We start from the raw sequence: 19138 nt of genomic DNA on the forward strand, positions 1-19138 counted from the left end.
CTCCTTTATTCCAATCCCTTCAATTCCTCACTCTTCGAATCCCACTCTTCCATCATTTCCATCTCGTCACTATCCAATCTGTCAAATTCCTCCTGAATTTCCATCAATTTTCCAACATCATTTTTTCGCCCGGCTTCTTCATAATCTTTATTCAATTCTTCCCGTTTTTCTGAGATTTTCTCCATTTTTTCTTCCAATTTTGCAATATCTCTTTTCAATTTCGAGATTTTTTTAGAAAGTTCTTTTTGCTCCTGATATGACAATTTTTGCTCTTCTTTTGTTTCAATGTCAGTTGCAGTCGGATTCGATTTATTGTTTTTCAAACTTTCCTTGTAATCTTCGTAATTTCCCTTAAATTTCGTAAGACCATTTTCATCAAGATAGTAGATTGTATTACAAACTGTGTCTAAAAAGTGACGATTATGCGATACGACAAGTATTGTTCCGTCAAAATCTTCTAATGCATCTTCCAAAACTTCAATTGAGTAAATATCCAGATGGTTTGTAGGCTCATCTAAAATTAGGAAATTCGCTCTTTGCATATACAATTTTAAGAATGAAACTCTAACTTTTTCTCCACCGCTCAATTTTTCTACTTTTTTCAAAACATCATCGCCTGAAAACAAGAAAGCTCCCGCAAGTGTTCGTAAATATTCTTCCGTCAAATTTAGAGAATTATTAATTTCCTGCAAAATATTGTTTGCTGGAGTTAAATCCATGTGATTTTGGTCGTAATAACCGACTTTTACACGAGAACCAAACTCGACAGTTCCTGAATCCTGCTTCAATTTATTTACCAAAATTTTTAGCAAAGTCGATTTCCCAATCCCATTTTTTCCAATAATTCCGACTCTTTCTCCACGAAATAACTGAAAACTCACATTATTCAACACTTTTTTGTTGTCAAAACTTTTTGAAATTCCATTCACTTTTAAAACATTGTCACCAGTAATTGTATCTGTTTCAAATTTCAATTTCATTCTTTGCGGATTAAAAACAGGGTCGTCCATTCGCTCGATTCTATCTAGAATTTTTTGTCGACCTTTTGCCTGTCTAGCCTTTATTCCAGCACGGAATCTGTCAATGTATTCTTCCATTTTCTTAATTTTTTCCTGCTCTTTTTCGTAACGCTTCATTTCCCCTTTTAAAATCATCTCTTTTTGAATGATAAATGCAGAAAAATTCCCATCATATTTATGCAATTTCTTATTCTCAATTTCAAAAATTTTGTTACAAACATTATCCAAGAAAATTCTATCATGTGAAACAAGCAAAAACGCCTTCGCATACCGTTTCAAATAGTCTTCCAGCCACTCAATTGAAACCAAATCTAAATGGTTTGTCGGCTCATCTAAAATTAGCAAATCTGGCTCAGACAACAGCAATTTTGCAAGTGAAACCCTAGTTTGCTCTCCACCGCTCAAATCTTTCAGCACCAAATTGTAATATTCCTCAGTCAGCTCCAGCCCAGTCAAAATCTGCTTTATCTTATACTCAATATCATATCCGCCCTTCGCCTCATAAAGCGACGACAACTCCGCAGACTTATTAATCAATTTTTCCAGCTCATCATTTTCAGCCGTTCCCAAAAGCAAATTAACCTTCTGAAGTTCATGCCAAATTTCCCTCTCTTCTGCAAAAACCGACATCATCTCTTCATAAATCGTATTTTTTTCATCCGAAAACTCATGATTTTGCGACAAATATCCAATTTTCATCGAAGCAATTTTCACAATATTCCCAACTTCATTCAAATTATCTTCCGCCCCATCAATTCGCTCTCTATCAAGTAACATCCGAATAATCGTCGATTTCCCAGCTCCATTCACCCCAACAAGCCCAATCTTATCCTTCTCCTCAATCGTAAAATTAATATCCTTCAATATATATTCCCCAGCAAACTGCTTATACACCCTATTAAATTGCACTAAACTCATCAAATTCCCTTCCTTTTCTCTATTTTTATCAAATTATTTTTTTATATCTTATATTTTAATTTTATTCGTTAAATTATATCATTTTTGATATTTGTTTACAATGTTTGGGAATTTCTCATTAAAGAAATTTTTCTTTTAAATTTGACAATAATATTAAACTTTGATATAATTTATATATGTACTTTTTAAAAAGGAGGTAATTTTATGAACAAAAAGAAAATTAACACGGTTGTTGGTTCAATTGGAGCATTTATTGGAGTTTTTGTGTTTATAACCTATATTCCTCAAATTATTGCTAATTTAGGAGGAGAAAAAGCTCAGCCTTGGCAACCTCTTACGGCTTCGATTTCTTGTCTAATTTGGGTTATTTACGGATGGACTAAAGAACCTAAAAAAGATTTTATTCTTATCGTTCCAAATTTAGCTGGAGTGATATTAGGATTTTTAACTTTTATTACAGCTTTATAAATTTTTATTTATAAAAAATGAAATTTACTATTAAATATTTTTATTATACTTTTATTTAAAAACAAAAAGAGGTTTTATGCCTCTTTTTTTATTTTATCAGAAATTTTTATTTATTTTTTCTAGTATATAAGCAAAAAATATGTTATTTCGAAAAGTTTTTCTAGTATAAGTTGAAAAACTTTTTAATTTAGTATATAATTTCTTGTATATATTAATATAGGTGGTGATAAAATGATAAAAAGAGAGCAATATTTAAAAGAAATTAGAAAATTTATGGATAAGCCGATAATAAAAGTTATTACTGGTATGCGTAGAAGCGGGAAATCTATGATTTTAAAATTAATATCTAAAGAACTTGAAGAAAAGGGAATTAATAAAGAGAATATTATTTTTATTAATTTTGAATCTTTAATGTTCGCTGAATTTGCAAATTTTCAAAAATTATATAGCTATATTATTGAAAAATCAAAAAATTTAGCTGGTAAAATTTATATTTTACTCGATGAAATTCAAGAAGTTGCTTCTTGGGAAAAAATGATAAATTCATTGCTAGTTGACTTAGATTGTGATATTTATATCACTGGTTCGAATGCTAATTTATTGTCTTCAGAGTTGGCTACCTACATTGCAGGAAGATATGTTGAAATAAAGGTTTTTCCTTTATCTTTTAAAGAATTTATAGATTTTTCCAAAATTCAAAATCCAGAAAAAATTTACAGCAATGAAGAATATTTTGAAAAATATTTGCAATTTGGAGGTTTACCTGCCATCCACAATTTCAATCAAGATAAAACTTCAATTTATCAGTATTTGACTGATATTTATAATTCTGTCTTGCTAAAAGATGTTGTTGCGAGAAATAATATAAGGGATATTGAACTTTTAGAACGAATAATTTTATATATTTTTGACAATATTGGAAACATTTTTTCTGCCAAAAAAATTTCAGATTTTTTGAAAAATCAAGGTAGAAAATTAAGTGTTGAAACCGTTTACAATTATTTAAAGGCACTTGAAAATGCGTATATTATTTCAAAAGTTCAAAGATATGACATAAAAGGAAAATCCATTTTAGAAACACAAGAAAAATTTTATCTTCTTGACTTAGGCTTAAAACATTCTCAATTAGGCTACAAAGCAAACGACATCGCTGGTCATCTTGAAAACATCATCTATTTAGAACTGTTAAGAAGAAAATACAATGTGAATATCGGAAAATTAAAAACAAAAGAAATTGATTTCATCGCACAAAAAGAAGATAAAAAATTATATATTCAAGCAACTTATCTTTTAGCCTCAGAAAACACCATTGAACGAGAATTTTCTCCATTAAAAAACATTGAAGACAACTATCCAAAATATGTTCTTTCTATGGATAATTTAGATGAATATAATATAAATGGAATTCAACGGAAAAAGATTATAGATTTTTTGCTGGATTTATGATTTTGGAATTATAGTAAAAATTTTTATTTTAAAATATTTTATTTTACTGATTTTTATAATACAATGACATCATGAATATAAAAAATTTTATCCAAAAATTTTCAAAATAATATACAAAAATGAAAGAGAACTAACCGAATCAGTTCTCTTTTTTTACTATATCAAACAAAGCCATAGTTTTACTCTACTACTCTCAAAACTCTACAATTTCTCACAAATAAAAACGAAATATCTTTAATCAATATTTCTGATTTAGAAACAAAAATTCCCGTCATTTTATCTATTTCTTTTAAAATTATTTTCTCATTATCAAATCTTTCAATTATCCCAAATTTCTCAAAATATGATTTTTCATACTCAAAATGTACTAATATTTTATTTTCAAAACATTTTTTCAAGATTTCCTTTATTTCCATATTTGAAATATCAGGCAAAATTTCTTCTAAAGATACATTCTCTGTTTCTATATGATAAACTTTTTCTGTAATTTCCCAAATGTCTGATGTTTTTATTATTATAAACTTGCAATCTGCCCAGAACAAATCATTTTCATAAATTAACGTATAATTTTCATCTTGAAAAATAACACTTCCTTGAATATCATTTCTCGCTATTACAATTTTATTTTTCTGAATTTTATCATCTTTAACGACAATATCTCTAACAACATTTTTCCCTATCTCTATACTTTTCATTTCACTTTTTCTTATAAATTCTTCTGATTCCCTATCGCCCTCATCACACCATTGAAAGTGTAAAATTTCTTTTGATTCTTTTACTAAATATCCTTCTCTCTGATAGTCATCTTCATAAAATAATCTTAATTTAATTTTATTCTTTTTGAAATATTTAAACAATTCCTTAAAAAATTTATTTTTTTCAAGTTCAATAATTTTTCTGTCACTAGATTTTCTTTCTTCTATTTTTTCCTTCATTAATTCCAAATATTCTGTATTTTTCCCAAATTTTTTCAAATCATCTATCTTTATAAATCTAAATCCGCCATTTTTCCCATACGGACTGATTGATGTAAAAATAGCAAATTCACCATTAATTCCTACAAAATTCCCAGCATCAAATCTCCCTTTAGACAAACGCCAATATTCCAACAACTCATCTTTCCCAGTTTTTTCTAAAAATTTTTTCATAAAATTACCTCCCTTAAAAATCATCTTCCCATAACATTAAGTTTCAATTCTCCCAACAATTTTTTATCACAAAAAACAGTCGAAATCAAAAGTTTTTCATAAATAACTTCTTTTCGCCCAGCAAAATTATTTTTCTCCAAAGTAACATCCAAAAAATTCAAAAATCTTTTTTCAATTCCCAAAGCAAAAGCATAAATATACATTTGCTGAAAATTTTCGATTAATTCATCTTCACTTGAAAAAGTGGGAATTTCCAATTTTTCAAAATTTAAAATGTATTTTCTGAATGATTCAATTTCATTCATGGCCAAAAGTCCATTTTCAGTATATCGCACGATTAATTTCTTGTAAATAAAAAATAAAATTACAAATGTCAGTGGAATTAAAATATAAAATCTTAGTCCAAATATGAACGCAATATTTGGCAACATAAAACTATACAATGAAAATAAAAATGCCAATGCAATAAAAATTTTTGCTATTTTTGGGATATACTTAGAAAATATCGGTAAAAATAATATTCTTAGCCAAAGACTTTCCAAGAAAAAAACGATTATTGCAGCTAAAACTATAAGTCCAAAATTTCCTTCCCCACTTCCAAATTTTACATCTTTACTTGTCATTATAATTGAAGCTAAAATAACTCCAAAATAAAAGATATAAAATCCTGAATTTTTCTTGTAAATTATAAATTCTTCCAATTTTTCAGGCGACCAAAATGAACCTAAAAACTTTTTCTTCGTCCTTTTATAAATTTCAAACATTTTTTCAAAAAAAGGATCTAAAGATTTTTGATTATATGAACTACTCGAAGAGCCGTTACTCGAATTATCCGAAGAACCCTTTAAAATTACATTTATCAAAAAAGCTACTAAAAAAGTTATTAGCACTTGCAAGACTTCTCTAAAAATCTCTTTTCTCCTATCAACATTCTTTTCATCCATTTTCGGCAATTTCTCTCTATTTCCAAAACTTTGATAATCACTTAAAATCCCATTTTCAGAATCCGCCAAGCTATCTAAAACCCATCGCTCTTCTGCAAAAAGCTCATCTTGTCTGTAATAATTACTTTTAGATTTTTCCAAATTTTTCTTATACAAAATATCCGTTTGAAAATCCATATTTTCAAAAAGTTTTTCTCTTTTCGCAGTTATAAAATTTTTCTCAACCAAAGAAAATATCCCAATATGAAAATTTTTCTCCGGCCTAGAATTATTCAAAATTCCAACTCCCATTGCAGAAATGCTTTTCGGAACTTTCAAATTTGGAATGACATCTTTTTTAAAAAAATTTTTGCCCCAAAATTTTACTGTCCAAAAGCAGTAAATCAGTAAAATTATAATCGCAATTATATAAATAATTGTTATTTCTCTCATAAAATCCTCCACTGACAACTATAAAAAATTAACAAATAATATTTATTATATCATATTTTATTCTAAATCCTATTTGAAAAATAGAAACTATATTTTATTTATTTTTTTGTAACGAGAAGTTAAGACCTCTTGTTACAATAAATATTCGCTTTTTAAACGGGGAATAGTATTAAACAGGAAATGTATTAATTGCTGTATTTAAAACATTTAATTTTTTGAAAATAAATTTATTCAATAAATAAAAAGAACTACTCAAGATTTCAAGTAATTCCTTTTATTTACTAAATTATATTTTATAGCAAGAATTTTTACAACTTGCTAAAACTAATTATTTTTAAATTTTTATTTTTATTTTCCACCAAATAATTTACCAATCATTCCAGTTAAATCATCCATCACATTTCCATCTTTATTCGCATCTAATAAATTTGTAATCATACTCATAATTCCACCTTCTCCAGCAAAATTCGCTGCAAGATTTGAAGTTAAATTACTAATTCCTTGTGCGTCTAAATTATTTTCCTTTTTCTGTTGTCCCAACGCTCCCAAAACCAATGGTGCTAAAGTTTCTAACATCTTCAAACTTCCTTGTGCATCTAAACCGCTCGACTGAGAAACTGCATTTGCCACATTTTGCGTATTTCCACCAAATAAATGGTTCAAAATTCCTGCTCCATCTTTTAAATCTGGATTTTGCAAATAACTTCCAAGATTATTTAATACTGAGCCATCGTGCTGTTCCAACGCTTTATTCAATCCTTGTGCTTTTTCGCTATTATTTGCGTTTTTATTAACTGCCGCCAAAATTGCTGGTAGAGCCGCTGCTACTCCATTTCTCGCTTCTGTGCTGCTTCCTCCAACTTGCTCAGCTAATTTCCCTAAATCTTGTCCTTGTAAAAGTCCTAATAATGCTTCTAAATTCATTTTACCTCCATTTTTTCTTAAATTATTTACTTTCTCCCAATTTTGTTAATGCTTTTTCACTAACTTTTTTCTTATCAATAAAATTTAATTTTGGAATACTTGTTACTGCCTTTTCATCTTCCGATTCCCTAGCAAAAAATATAAGTTCTCCTGTTGCAGGATCTATTCTTATTCCATAAATTATGCCATTTGTATAGGTTAAAAGGCTTGATAATTCCTTTTCTCCCAAATTTGACAAAATTTTTGTATAAATTGCTCTAGCTTCTGAATCCTTAATATTTTCATCAGACACTTGTATCAAATTTACAACCATATTTTCAATAATTCCCAAATTTGCCCCATTTACATTATTAACCTTTAAAAATATGCTAGTTGCACTTAGTCCACTATAATCAAGGGCATAAACGGCATTTCCTCTTGAATGTATTTTAGCATAATAATAATTTTTATTTTCATAAGTTAATTTTTCAAAATTTTCAATACTTACTTTATTACTTTTAGATTTTTTTGAAAATATTTCTATTATTTTTTCTATTGAATTATTTGAAAAAATGTTTTCCTTTGCAGTTTTACTTTGTATATTCTCAGGATTATCTCTTTTTTCTTTCGCTTCACTCCCTTTTTTATCACATCCTGCCATAAAAATAAATAAAAAAAGTAAAATTATATTCATTTTTTTATTCAGCATTTTTATTACCACCTATTTTTTTTTATACAGCAAAACCACTTTAAAACTAAACTTAAATATTGTATTCCCATTACTTTTTTAACTATTGCTATTGGAAAAAATAGTTATCTATAGCAAGTAATTTTTTTTCTTTAAAGTAATCTCAAATTCCATAAAAATAGAAGTTATATTAAGTCAAACTTATAACTAATCCGCTGTTTAAATGGAAAATAGTATAAATTCACTGCTTAAATGAGAAACAATATTAATTTTCAGTTCAATATTAAAGGGATTATGTATATTTGATACATTATACAATATTAATCTTAATTTTTCCACATTTTTTCATAAAAAAAGACTATTTATAAACAAGCCAAACTTATTTTAAATAGTCTTGGATTTTTAACTAAATTACGGCTAAAATTATAAATATATAACCGTAATTTTCAATTAAAAGAAAAATTTATTATTATTTTTCAATTCTTGTATAAGGCATTAAAGCGATTTGTCTAGCTCTTTTAATTGCTTTTGCAATTTTTCTTTGAACTTTAGCTTCTAATCCTGTTACTCTCGCAGGAGAGATTTTTCCCTTATCATTCATAAAGTTTTTTAATAATTCAACATTTTTATAGTTAATATCTTCTACTTTAAATTTAACTTTTGGTCTTCTTTTTCTTCTTTTAAATTCTGTAACTGGTTTAGCTCTCATTAATTTGCACCTCCTAAAAACTTTTATAGCAATTTTTTTATAAAACTTGCCTAGTTACTAAAACGGAAAATCTTCATTATCATCCGTATCGTCATCATTTTCATATGTATTATTATGAACTGGTTTACTTCCGCTATTTCCGCCATTTCCATTATAAGGCTGATTTTGCTGATACCCGCCATTATTATTGCTAGTTCCTGAACTTTCAACAAACTCAAAACTACTTACAACAACTTTTGTAGATTTTCTTTTTTCGCCGTTTTGTTCGTAACTGCTTACATTCAAACGTCCTTGCACAAGAATTTTTCTACCTTTTCTAAAATATTCAGCAATGGTTTCTGCTGTCTTTTCCCAGGCAATACAGTCAATAAACTCAGCATCATCTTTCATTTTTTGCACAGCCAGCGTAAAACTAGTATATGCTTTACCTCCTGAAGTATACTTTAATTCAGGATCTCTTGTCATTCTTCCCATTAATATTACTACGTTCATAATTTCCCCCTAATTATAATATTTTTTTAACCTCAAATTTTTGTATTTATCAATTATAATACTTTAAATTAGTCGTTTTTAACAATCATATATTTTAAAATTGATTCATTAATATTTAATTTTGATTCAATTTCAGTAAATTTAGTTCCATCTGCTTGGAATGTTGTTAAAACATAGTATCCATTTTCTTTTTTCTTAATTGGATAAGCTAATTTTCTATCTCCCCAAACTTCTGTCTTAACTTCAGCTGCTCCTGCAACTTTTAATGTTTCTTCTACAAATGCAACTCCAGCTTGTTTTTCTTCATCTGTTAATTGTGTAGATAAAATAAACATAATTTCATAATTTCTCATTTTCTTTCTCCTTTCCTATGGCTTTTTAGCCCTACTTCTAAAATAGAGCAGGTTCTATAATTATACCAAAAAAGCCTAATAAAATCAAGTTATTTTCAAAATTTATTTAAATTCTTTTGATATTATATCAAAATATATTCTTAAAAAACAAAAATTTCAAGAAATTCTTTCTTTTAAGTTTATTATTGAGATTGACTTATGTATTAAAGTAATTCTACTTTACAAAGTCATCAAAATTTTGTATTTTACTTTGACAATATTAGACTTTTAAATTTAATTACTCTTCAAAAAATGGCGGTAATACAAAATCTCCTGGATCTTCCACTTTTTCTTCTTCTTCTTCATAATCATTTTCTTCATTTTTATAATTAATTTTTTCGTTATTTTCTTCTTCTTTAACTTTTTCTTCCGATGGCGCAAATCTTATTGTTTGTGAAGATTTTGCATTATTTGAAAAAGATTCTTCTTCAAAATCTGTCGCCACTAATGATACGCTTATTGTACCTTCCAATTCAGGTTCCATAATGTAACCCCATAATAAATTAGCCTTATCATGTCCTGCTTTTTCTGAGATTGTTTGAGCAACTTCCTGTATTTCCTGTAATCCAATATCTGGACCAGCTGTAACGTTTATCAAGATTTTTCTTGCACCTTCGATAGATTTTTCCAATAGCGGGCTGTTTAATGCCTGAGCTGTTGCACTCTTAGCTTTTTCATCACCATTTGCTTCCCCAAATCCTAGCATTGCAATTCCAGAATTTTGCATAATAGATTTTATATCTGCAAAATCTAAATTTACAATTCCTTGTTTTGTAATCAAGTCAGAAATACCTTTTATTCCCATTTTTAAAACTCCATTTGCCTCTTTAAATGCATTCATTAAAGAGATATTCATTCCAGGTATTTCAAACAGCCTGTCATTTGGAATAGCAATTAAAGTATCTACATTTTCTCTTAAATTGTCAATTCCAAGTGCAGCGTTATTTTTCTTTAACGGCCCTTCAAAACTAAAAGGCTTAGTTACAATAGCTACAGTTAAAATTCCCATTGCTTTTGCCACTTCGGCAATAATTGGAGAAGCTCCTGTTCCAGTTCCACCACCCATTCCGGCAGTTATGAATAACATATCTGTACCTTCCAGAACGTCTTTTATTTTTTCTTCTGATTCCTTTGCAGCAATTCTCCCTTTCTCAGGATCTGCACCGGCTCCCATTCCTTTTCCTAAAAGTACTTTTATAGATGCCTTTGATCTATCTAAATCTTGCTGATCTGTATTTATCGCTATAAAATCAACAGTTGTTATGTTGCTCTCTATCATATCGTTTATTGCATTTCCACCTGCTCCACCTACTCCCACTACCTTCAGTTTCGCTGCATTGCTAAAGTTATCCATTTTTTCCTTGCTACTCAAATTAACTTAATAACTTTTAAAGTAGCTTCTCCTTTCTCTTAATTTCACGTAAAATATCATTTCACAATAATTTTATCTATAAATCTCAAATCCATAGAAATTACTGGTCCTTTTTTTCTTATTTTTTCGTATAATCTATATGCTTCTTCATATTTTTTTTCTGTTACTGTTGTTTCTGTTATTATTCTTACATTATTTGTAAGAAGTATTTCGTAATTTTTTTCAGATTGCCTTATTTCTGAAATCATAGCATAAAAGTCTTTGTTTTTTATTCTTGAAAGTATAGTCTTCATTGCATTTAGACTTTCATCATCTGTGTAATCTATTATAGGAATATTTTTTGCAGGTTCTTCCAGAATATCACCGTATATATTTAAATCCTTGTCTGCTAAAAGTGTTTCATTTCCCTTTTTTATATAAACATATGGCTCTCTTTCCTCCAGAACAACTTTAATTTTACTTGGAAAAAGTTTTTTTACTGATACTTTTTTTACTCGCACATCGCTTTTTATATGATTTTCAATATCATTCGTATTTAAATATACGATATTTTTCCCCTTCATTTGTTCAAGCTGAGCTACTATATCCTGTCTAAGCAGATCAGACTTACCTTCCACCAGAACTTCCTGAACTTTAAAATAATCAGTCTCAATAAACATTTTACCCAAAAACATTATCCCTGCCAATAAAAACAGTAAAATCAATACTTTAACCGGTTTTTTCATTTTTAACTCCGTTTTTTATATTATTATACACTTTTTTTGAATTTTATTCAATATCTTAAATAAATTTATTTAAATTTATTAATAAAACCGCTCCAAAACAGAACTAAAAGACTATAATTCTTTATTTTAGAACCCACATTTTAAAATTTTTAATTTAAATTTTTATTAACTTTTTAGAATTATAATCTCTGTTTCTAATTTTATTCCAAACTTTTCAAAGACAACTTCCTTAACATGTTCAATAACTGAAATAACATCATTAAAAGTAGCATTACCTAAATTTGTAACAAAATTTGGATGTTTTGTGGAAACTGCCGCATCTCCAACTCTATATCCCTTCAAATCAGCATCAGAAATTAATCTTGCTGCAAATTTTCCTTCTGGATTTTTAAATGTGCTTCCTAAATTTGGCAAATCCAATGGATGTTTCACTTTTCTTTGTTCCCTTTTATCCTCTGAAGCAGCCTTGTCAAACCCAAATCCAAATTTAAAAAGAGCAGAAACTACAATCCACTTATTTTCCTTTATTTCAGTAGTTCTATATTTAAAATTCAAATCTGTTGTCTTAATTTTTACAATTTCTCCATCATTTTTACAAACTTCAACTTCCTCAATACAGTCAAAAATCTCTGTTCCATAAGCTCCACCGTTCATATTGACAAGCCCGCCAACAGATCCTGGAATTCCAGTAATATTTTCCAGTCCTGAATAATTATTTTTTTCCATAAATTCTATCAGATCATCTAAGTCCAGTCCAGCTTCTACCCTTACAAGATCGTAGTTATTCTCTTTATTTTCATCTCCAGCTTTTTCTTCATTTCTAACTTTTTTTTCAACTGTTATATTTTTCAGTCTTTTTAACGACAAAAAACTTATATCTAAATTTCCATCGTTAATAAGAGTATTTGTTCCATTTCCCAAAAGGAAAATATTGCTTCTAGTTTGTAAAATTTCCTTTAATTCATTTTTATCATCTATGAAAATAAGCTCTTTTGCAGTTCCGCCAACTTTCATATTTGAATATTCCTTCATTTTGGCATTTTTTATTATTTCCATTTTCTATTTTACTTCTCCTTTTTTGGATTTCTACTTTTTAATTATATTTATTTTTCCATCTTTTTCAAATCATCTGCAATTGCATGAGCTACTCCTGATACACTTCCAGCTCCCATAAATACGTAAGTATTTCCGCTATTTCTATCATTTTTTATAATATTTTCAATTTCCTCCTGAGTTTGCACCCTCACATTTCCTCCGATTTTCTCAGCAAGCAATTCTGAAGATACTCCATAAGTATTGTCTTCACTTGCTGCATATATTGGAAGCAGAATTAAATCATCGGCTTCCTTTAATGAAGTTACAAAGTCATCAAAGAAGAATTTTGTACGGCTATATCGGTGCGGCTGAAAAATTACAGTTACTTTTCCCTTTTCAGTCTTATGTGCCGCAGTTATTGTAACTTTTACTTCCGTTGGATGATGTGCATAATCATCAATTATTCTTAAATTATTATCATAAATAACTTGGTATCTTCTCTTTGCCCCTTTAAATTTTAAAATTCTTTCCTTTACTTTTTTCATATTACAATTAAATTCATGGGCAAAATAAATTACTGGAAGCGAATTTGCAACATTGTGCTCTCCAGGAATGCTCAAGCTGAATGTTCCCAAATCTTCACCTTTTTTCACAACTTCAAAACTTGTTATTCCATTTTCCACTCTTATATTTTTTGCATAAATATCAGCAGTTTCATCCTTTATGCTATACCATGCTATATTTTTATTCTTCAAATTAAGCCCAACTTTTCCGACAGTATCTTTACAAAGAACTGCAATTCTTTCTGTACTGTCAATAAATTGCTCAAATGATTTCTTTATATTTTCAAATGTTCCGTGATGATCCAAGTGATCGGCTTCTACATTTGTTACAACAGAATATTTTGGTTTTATATACAAAAATGAATTGTCACTTTCATCAGCTTCAGCAATAAAATATTCTGAATTTCCAATTTTACTGTTACTTTGAATTTCAGGAATTATTCCTCCAACTACGATAAATGGCTCTTTTTCCAAAAGTGCCACGCTCATCATTGAACTTGTAGTAGTTTTTCCGTGAGTTCCCGCTACAGCGATTCCATCAAATCTGTTCATTATTTCCGCAAGCAGCTGTCCTCTTTTTATTTTTTTTATATTATTGTCAACAATATATTTATATTCCGGATTTGTTTCTTTAATTGCTGTTGAATATACAAATAAGTCTATTCCCTTATCTTTTACATTTTCTTCAACTTGCCCAATGTAAACTTTTATTCCCATATCTTCCATATCTTTTGTCACAGCTTTTCTTTCTAAATCTGAACCTGCCACATTAAATCCATCTGCTGCTAAAATTTTTGCAAGTCCACTCATTCCAATTCCATTTATTCCGCTAAAATACACGTTATTTACTTTTGTTAGCATAATTTCCTCCAAATTTTCTCTTTCCTGTTTTATAATTTATTTCTATGTTCTCTGTTTAAAGTCCCATTTCATTTACTATTATTTCCGCTGAATTTCCCTTTTTCAAGGTTCTTACATTTTCACTCATAAATTCCAGCATTGAAGCCTGTCCCACTATTGACAGAGCCTCATCTATCGCCTCTTCTGCAGTTTCATTTGTAAATATTTTTGCACCATTTACATATTCCAGCACATCTGCATTTTCCTTTTGTCCGACAAAATCGTATGGAATCAATACCGATGGCTTTTCCAGCTGGATAAGCTCAGAAATAGTTGAAGCTCCAGCACGGCAAATTACAATATCAGAAGCTGCCATCAGTTCCGGCACATTTTCAAAATACGGCTCAACTACCGCTGTTCCAAAATCTCTTATTCTGTAAGTCGAAGCCTCGTAATTATCCTTCCCAGTTGCCCAAAATAATCTTATTTCTCCATCTGATGAAAGTGTTTTCCACTTTTTCAAGATAGCCTCATTTATATTTTTAGCTCCCAAGCTTCCACCAATTACAAGAATTACTTTTTCATCATCCTTTATATTCAGTTTTTTTCTTTCTTCAGCTTTATTTTTCCCATAAAATTCTTCCCTCAATGGATTTCCAGTCACAACAAATTTGTCTTTATATTTTTCCTTAACACTTTCAAGCGTATTTTCAAAAGCGACAAATACTTTTTTTGCTCCTTTGTAAAACCACTTATTTGCTTGACCCATTGTGTGATTCTGCTCCTGAAGGTAATATGGTATTCGTAGCACATTAGCCGCTACCAATGCTGGTATTGTTATATAATTTCCAAATGCTATTATTTTTGTAGGTTTTTCCTTTTTTAGCAGCTTTATCGTATCCATTGTTGCTTTCATCATTTTAAATACAGATTTTATACTTCTTAACGGCAATACATCAAGTCCTATAAATCTAAAATTTTCCTTTGGCACAATGTCCTTTTCCATTCTATGCTTCGTCCCAATAAATAAAGTATCTATTCCCTTTTCCCTTACTTTTTTTGCAATTGATAAGGCAGGATAAATGTGTCCACCTGTTCCACCTGTAGTAAATACTACTTTTTCCATCGCTTATTCTTCCTCTCGTTTTATTTGATTTATTACATCATATAGTCAATTTCATTTAACTCATCCAGCTGATTTCCCATTTCCTGCTTATAGACTGTTCTTATTATATTATAGACAATGCCCAGCATCAACATCATCGCAACCATTGTACTTCCACCGTAGCTCATCATTGGAAGCGGGATTCCTGTAGAAGGGATTATTTTACTTGTAACTGCCACATTTCCAATTACCTGTGTTGCAATTATTATAAAAATTCCAGCTAAAAGATATTTTGCATACAAGTCTTTTACTTTTTTTAAAGTAATTCCAATTATAATTAATAAAGCCGCATATAACCCAAGCAGAAATAATATTCCTAAAAATCCATTTTCTTCAGCATATCCCGAAAAGATATAATCTGTATGTATTTCTGGCAAAAATCCATATTTCTGGAATCCATTTCCATAAAATTTTCCAAAAATCTTACCGTTAGATATTGCAATTAACGACTGCGTTGTCTGGAATCCAATTTCTTTAGAAGTATGCTCCGCAATTCTGCTTGCCCTATACCCAACTTTCATTACTCCAAACCATCCTAAAATCCCGCCTAGTCCCGTATAAAGTGCAATTATTGAAAATTTTAATTCTGAAACAAGTAAATAAGTCATTCCAATTATTGCAATCTGAACTGTATTACTAAATGATTTTTCAAATAAAATAAGAAACATATAGACTCCTGTAGTTCCCATTATAACTATACTTGACAACCATGGATGCTTACTTATCTTATTCCGTATTTTAAGATTATACACAAGTGTTGAAAGAACTACAATCAATATCAGCTTTACAAATTCCGAAGGCTGAATACGCATTCCCATTCCAAGGTCAATCCAACGTTTAGCTCCATTTTTAGTTGTTCCTATCACTAAGACCATCACAAGTGAAAAAGCACCTATAACATATAAATATTTTGTTATTTCCCTGTATTTTTTATAATTAAGATTAGCAGTAACCAAAAAGCCTAGCCATCCAAAAATTAACCATATCATTTGCCGCATTAAATAATAATAGCTTACTTTATTTTCATTTTGTGCCCTTGGAGCACTAAGGCTTGCCATCGTTATGATGCTAAGTGCTGAAAGTATTAAAATTACTATTATAAATCCTGTCCCTAATATTTTTTTCCTATTCAATTTTTTCTCCTAAATTCCATTTTTCCAAAAGAAAAACTATTTCCCAATAATTTTTTCTGTCAGTTCCTTAAATACTTTTCCCCTATGTTCAAAACTCTTGAATTGGCAAAAACTAGAAGTCGCAGGTGAAAACAGCACTGTCTGATCCTTTGAAAAATCCACATTTTCCTTTAAATAATTCAGCACATTTTCAACTGTCTCTAAATTTTTATAATTCTTATATCCAACTTTTTCCATATCATCAATCAAAATCTGAGCATTATCTCCAATCAAATAAACAAAATCAACTTTTTCCTTAACTCTTTTAATTAAAGGCATATTATCAATTTTCTTATCATCTCCACCTAAAATCATAATAATTGCATTATTAAACGAATCAATAGCCTTCAATGTCGATTCCACATTTGTTCCTTTAGAATCATTAATAAACGTTGTATTTCCTTTTACAAAGAAGTTTTCAAGCCTATGCTCCAATGCAGTTGTCGTTTTCAAAAATTCAACTAATTTTTCATTTTCCACATTCAATATTTTTGCCGAACTTATTAAAAACAGCATATTTTCCAAATTATGTTTCCCTTTTAACGACAATTCATCCGTTTTCATCAAAATTTCTGAAACTTCATCAATTTTTTCTTCAAAATTTTGAATTTCATCAATACGGCTATTTAAATTCTTCATTACACGGATATTATTTTCATAAACAAAAACTGTTCCCTTTGCCTGTGTACTCAAATATACTTTTTGAGCCTTTACTCTTTCATTTATTTCACTTCTTTTATACAATTCATCAAAAACCTTATCATCTAAATTAATCAATGCAAAGTCATCTTCAGTCTGCTTATCAAAAATTGCAAACTTTGTAATATAATAATCTTCTACTGAATTATATCTTGTCAGATGATCTGGCGTCAAATTTATTATTCCAGCGATATTTGAATGAATTTGCGGATTATTCTCCAATTGATAACTGCTAAGTTCCAGCACAACATAATCCAGCTCTTCCTCATCAGCCACCAGCTTTGCAAATGAAAATCCGGCATTTCCAGCAAGTCTGGCACGAAATCCAGCAAAATTTAAAAGTTCTGCCATTTTTGTCGATGTCGTAGTTTTTCCATTTGTTCCAGTAAATGAAATAATTTTTATATTTTTATCCACATACTTATAAGCCAAATCTATTTCTGAAATAACTTTAACGTTCTTTTCCTTTGCAACCTTCAAAAGTTCCGCCTTCCAAGGAATTCCAGGACTTTTCACAACAAACTCAATTCCTCCTTCATTCAAAAGTCTAATCCCTTCCTCTGACGGCAATGCAACCTTATCATCTATCAAATACACTTCATATCCATTTTTTTCCAGTAATTCCTTCGCACCAAGCCCACTTAACCCAGCACCGAATACAATCCCTTTTTTATCCATGTGATTTCTTCCTCTCTATTCATTTCTATATTTCCAAATTTAAAATCCCTAAATATTCAACTAAAATAAATACTTAAAGAATAAATTTATTATATTCTTATTTACAATTTCACTTTTCATGAAATAATAAATAAAAACATAATTTTTCAAAATTTAAAATTAGATTGCAGGGGAAAATCCCCCCCTGCTTTATTTATCTTAATTTCAAAATTACAAATGTCAATAAACATGTCATTATTGAAACAATCCAGAATCTTATTGTAACTTTCGTTTCAGGCAATCCCAATAATTCAAAGTGATGATGAATTGGCGCCATTTTAAATACTCTTTTTCCAAAAGTTTTAAAGTGCCAGACTTGAATCATAACCGACAATGCTTCCATAATAAATATGAAACCTGCTATTGGAAGCAACAATTCCTGCTTTATAAAAATAACTATAATTCCTAAAATTCCTCCCAATGTCAAAGAACCTGTATCTCCCATAAATACTTGAGCTGGGTAAAAATTATACCATAAAAATCCAATTAATGCTCCAATTACCGCCGCAAGATAAACTATTATTTCAGCAGCTTGCGGAACATAGTAAAGATTTAGGTATTTTGCATATTTTACATTTCCAGTCAAATAAGTTATGATTAAAAGTGTGATACTTACTACAATTGTAGGTCCGCTTACAAGTCCATCCAATCCATCTGTTAAATTTACAGCATTTGAAGATCCGATTATTACAAAAGCTATAAATACAAAGAATAAAATCGGTGTTATATAAAAATAAGAATTTTTTATTATTGGATTAACTATTGAAAAATCAATTGTTTTATTAACAAGTCCATATTTATAAACAAACCAAAATGTCAATGCTGTAATTATCATTTGTCCCAATATTTTTTTCTTTCCAGAAAGCCCATTCTTATGTCTTGTTAATTTTAAATAATCATCGTAAAATCCTATTGTCGTAAATAAAATTGTAATTATAAACAAAAACACAATAAATTTATTTTTAAAATTTCCAGCAATGGCAGTTGCAAATAAAATTGCTCCGATTATTAAAATTCCTCCCATTGTAGGTGTTCCAGACTTGTCAAAATGCGATTTAGGCCCTTCTTCTCTCGCTGTATCTCCATATTTTTTCTTTTTCAGCCAAGCAATAAACGGTTTTCCAAAAATCAGCATAAATAAAAATGCTATCATAAATGCTACAGAGGCTCTTAACATTATTGATTTAAAAATACGTAAAACTCCCCAGCTGTTTATAAATAAATCTTGTAATAAATATAACATTATCTTTTATAGAATCTTCTTATTTTAATAAAAAAATTCTTCTCCTTT

At 29.1% G+C, this 19138-nt stretch carries 18 protein-coding genes; 2 read left to right on the forward strand and 16 right to left on the reverse strand.

The window, feature by feature from the left end; genetic code table 11:
* Positions 1 to 5: 5 nt before the first annotated feature.
* Complete coding sequence (locus tag FVE74_RS10650) at positions 6 to 1937, reverse strand: ABC-F family ATP-binding cassette domain-containing protein (RefSeq protein WP_147004483.1); 1932 nt, start codon at positions 1935 to 1937, stop codon at positions 6 to 8.
* Positions 1938 to 2141: 204 nt separating this feature from the next.
* Between FVE74_RS10650 and FVE74_RS10655 the strand changes: the two genes are divergently transcribed.
* Both FVE74_RS10655 and FVE74_RS10660 read left to right on the forward strand, forming a co-directional pair.
* Entirely contained in the window at positions 2142 to 2405 is a 264-nt protein-coding gene (locus FVE74_RS10655) for a SemiSWEET family transporter (protein ID WP_146962156.1), read from the forward strand.
* Positions 2406 to 2636: 231 nt separating this feature from the next.
* Positions 2637 to 3851, forward strand: coding sequence for an ATP-binding protein (locus FVE74_RS10660; protein ID WP_147004484.1), 1215 nt, complete (start codon positions 2637 to 2639; stop codon positions 3849 to 3851).
* A 179-nt stretch (positions 3852 to 4030) separates the two neighbouring features.
* Here the strand turns inward: FVE74_RS10660 and FVE74_RS10665 are convergent, their stop codons facing one another.
* From FVE74_RS10665 to mraY, 15 genes are all read right to left on the reverse strand, one after another.
* The gene (locus FVE74_RS10665; protein ID WP_147004485.1) at positions 4031 to 4999 is read right to left on the reverse strand and encodes a transposase; all 969 of its coding nucleotides are present in this window, start codon (positions 4997 to 4999) and stop codon (positions 4031 to 4033) included.
* A 20-nt stretch (positions 5000 to 5019) separates the two neighbouring features.
* Positions 5020 to 6375 (reverse strand): DUF2207 domain-containing protein, encoded by a 1356-nt coding sequence (locus FVE74_RS10670; protein WP_147004486.1) that lies wholly within the window; start codon positions 6373 to 6375, stop codon positions 5020 to 5022.
* 348 nt (positions 6376 to 6723) lie between these two features.
* The gene (locus FVE74_RS10675; protein WP_147004487.1) at positions 6724 to 7299 is read right to left on the reverse strand and encodes a DUF937 domain-containing protein; all 576 of its coding nucleotides are present in this window, start codon (positions 7297 to 7299) and stop codon (positions 6724 to 6726) included.
* Between the two features lie 22 nt (positions 7300 to 7321).
* The gene (locus tag FVE74_RS10680) at positions 7322 to 7987 is read right to left on the reverse strand and encodes a lipoprotein (protein WP_147004488.1); all 666 of its coding nucleotides are present in this window, start codon (positions 7985 to 7987) and stop codon (positions 7322 to 7324) included.
* Between the two features lie 448 nt (positions 7988 to 8435).
* Positions 8436 to 8675: a 30S ribosomal protein S18 gene (rpsR, locus tag FVE74_RS10685; RefSeq protein ID WP_018498449.1), complete on the reverse strand. Its 240-nt coding sequence runs from the start codon at positions 8673 to 8675 to the stop codon at positions 8436 to 8438.
* A gap of 57 nt (positions 8676 to 8732) precedes the next feature.
* Positions 8733 to 9167 (reverse strand): single-stranded DNA-binding protein, encoded by a 435-nt coding sequence (locus FVE74_RS10690; RefSeq protein WP_147004489.1) that lies wholly within the window; start codon positions 9165 to 9167, stop codon positions 8733 to 8735.
* A 68-nt stretch (positions 9168 to 9235) separates the two neighbouring features.
* Positions 9236 to 9520 carry a 30S ribosomal protein S6 gene (gene rpsF, locus FVE74_RS10695; protein ID WP_147004490.1) on the reverse strand — a complete coding sequence of 95 codons (285 nt, stop codon included), beginning with the start codon at positions 9518 to 9520 and terminating at the stop codon, positions 9236 to 9238.
* A 277-nt stretch (positions 9521 to 9797) separates the two neighbouring features.
* Positions 9798 to 10913, reverse strand: coding sequence for a cell division protein FtsZ (gene ftsZ / locus FVE74_RS10700; protein WP_147004491.1), 1116 nt, complete (start codon positions 10911 to 10913; stop codon positions 9798 to 9800).
* 74 nt (positions 10914 to 10987) lie between these two features.
* Entirely contained in the window at positions 10988 to 11656 is a 669-nt protein-coding gene (locus FVE74_RS10705) for a cell division protein FtsQ/DivIB (protein ID WP_147004492.1), read from the reverse strand.
* 165 nt (positions 11657 to 11821) lie between these two features.
* Entirely contained in the window at positions 11822 to 12712 is an 891-nt protein-coding gene (gene murB / locus FVE74_RS10710; RefSeq protein WP_147004493.1) for a UDP-N-acetylmuramate dehydrogenase, read from the reverse strand.
* Positions 12713 to 12759: 47 nt separating this feature from the next.
* A complete protein-coding gene (murC, locus tag FVE74_RS10715; RefSeq protein ID WP_147004494.1) occupies positions 12760 to 14115 on the reverse strand; it encodes a UDP-N-acetylmuramate--L-alanine ligase in 1356 nt (451 codons plus the stop codon).
* A gap of 55 nt (positions 14116 to 14170) precedes the next feature.
* Positions 14171 to 15220, reverse strand: coding sequence for an undecaprenyldiphospho-muramoylpentapeptide beta-N-acetylglucosaminyltransferase (gene murG / locus FVE74_RS10720; RefSeq protein WP_147004495.1), 1050 nt, complete (start codon positions 15218 to 15220; stop codon positions 14171 to 14173).
* A 32-nt stretch (positions 15221 to 15252) separates the two neighbouring features.
* Positions 15253 to 16392 carry an FtsW/RodA/SpoVE family cell cycle protein gene (locus FVE74_RS10725; protein ID WP_147004496.1) on the reverse strand — a complete coding sequence of 380 codons (1140 nt, stop codon included), beginning with the start codon at positions 16390 to 16392 and terminating at the stop codon, positions 15253 to 15255.
* Positions 16393 to 16428: 36 nt separating this feature from the next.
* Positions 16429 to 17808, reverse strand: coding sequence for a UDP-N-acetylmuramoyl-L-alanine--D-glutamate ligase (murD, locus tag FVE74_RS10730; RefSeq protein ID WP_147004497.1), 1380 nt, complete (start codon positions 17806 to 17808; stop codon positions 16429 to 16431).
* A 193-nt stretch (positions 17809 to 18001) separates the two neighbouring features.
* Positions 18002 to 19090: a phospho-N-acetylmuramoyl-pentapeptide-transferase gene (gene mraY, locus FVE74_RS10735; RefSeq protein ID WP_147004498.1), complete on the reverse strand. Its 1089-nt coding sequence runs from the start codon at positions 19088 to 19090 to the stop codon at positions 18002 to 18004.
* Positions 19091 to 19138: the final 48 nt, after the last annotated feature.

The organism is Leptotrichia wadei (genome assembly GCF_007990445.1).
Taxonomy (GTDB): Bacteria; Fusobacteriota; Fusobacteriia; order Fusobacteriales; family Leptotrichiaceae; genus Leptotrichia; species Leptotrichia wadei_A.

Bases quoted from the DNA above. Each gene is read 5' to 3' on its own strand.
- FVE74_RS10650 (WP_147004483.1), bottom strand. From the start codon at position 1,937: ATGAGTTTAGTGCAATTTAATAGGGTGTATAAGCAGTTTGCTGGGGAA.
- FVE74_RS10655 (WP_146962156.1), top strand. From the start codon at position 2,142: ATGAACAAAAAGAAAATTAACACGGTTGTTGGTTCAATTGGAGCATTT.
- FVE74_RS10660 (WP_147004484.1), top strand. From the start codon at position 2,637: ATGATAAAAAGAGAGCAATATTTAAAAGAAATTAGAAAATTTATGGAT.
- FVE74_RS10665 (WP_147004485.1), bottom strand. From the start codon at position 4,999: ATGAAAAAATTTTTAGAAAAAACTGGGAAAGATGAGTTGTTGGAATAT.
- FVE74_RS10670 (WP_147004486.1), bottom strand. From the start codon at position 6,375: ATGAGAGAAATAACAATTATTTATATAATTGCGATTATAATTTTACTG.
- FVE74_RS10675 (WP_147004487.1), bottom strand. From the start codon at position 7,299: ATGAATTTAGAAGCATTATTAGGACTTTTACAAGGACAAGATTTAGGG.
- FVE74_RS10680 (WP_147004488.1), bottom strand. From the start codon at position 7,987: ATGCTGAATAAAAAAATGAATATAATTTTACTTTTTTTATTTATTTTT.
- rpsR (WP_018498449.1), bottom strand. From the start codon at position 8,675: ATGAGAGCTAAACCAGTTACAGAATTTAAAAGAAGAAAAAGAAGACCA.
- FVE74_RS10690 (WP_147004489.1), bottom strand. From the start codon at position 9,167: ATGAACGTAGTAATATTAATGGGAAGAATGACAAGAGATCCTGAATTA.
- rpsF (WP_147004490.1), bottom strand. From the start codon at position 9,520: ATGAGAAATTATGAAATTATGTTTATTTTATCTACACAATTAACAGAT.
- ftsZ (WP_147004491.1), bottom strand. From the start codon at position 10,913: ATGGATAACTTTAGCAATGCAGCGAAACTGAAGGTAGTGGGAGTAGGT.
- FVE74_RS10705 (WP_147004492.1), bottom strand. From the start codon at position 11,656: ATGAAAAAACCGGTTAAAGTATTGATTTTACTGTTTTTATTGGCAGGG.
- murB (WP_147004493.1), bottom strand. From the start codon at position 12,712: ATGGAAATAATAAAAAATGCCAAAATGAAGGAATATTCAAATATGAAA.
- murC (WP_147004494.1), bottom strand. From the start codon at position 14,115: ATGCTAACAAAAGTAAATAACGTGTATTTTAGCGGAATAAATGGAATT.
- murG (WP_147004495.1), bottom strand. From the start codon at position 15,220: ATGGAAAAAGTAGTATTTACTACAGGTGGAACAGGTGGACACATTTAT.
- murD (WP_147004497.1), bottom strand. From the start codon at position 17,808: ATGGATAAAAAAGGGATTGTATTCGGTGCTGGGTTAAGTGGGCTTGGT.
- mraY (WP_147004498.1), bottom strand. From the start codon at position 19,090: ATGTTATATTTATTACAAGATTTATTTATAAACAGCTGGGGAGTTTTA.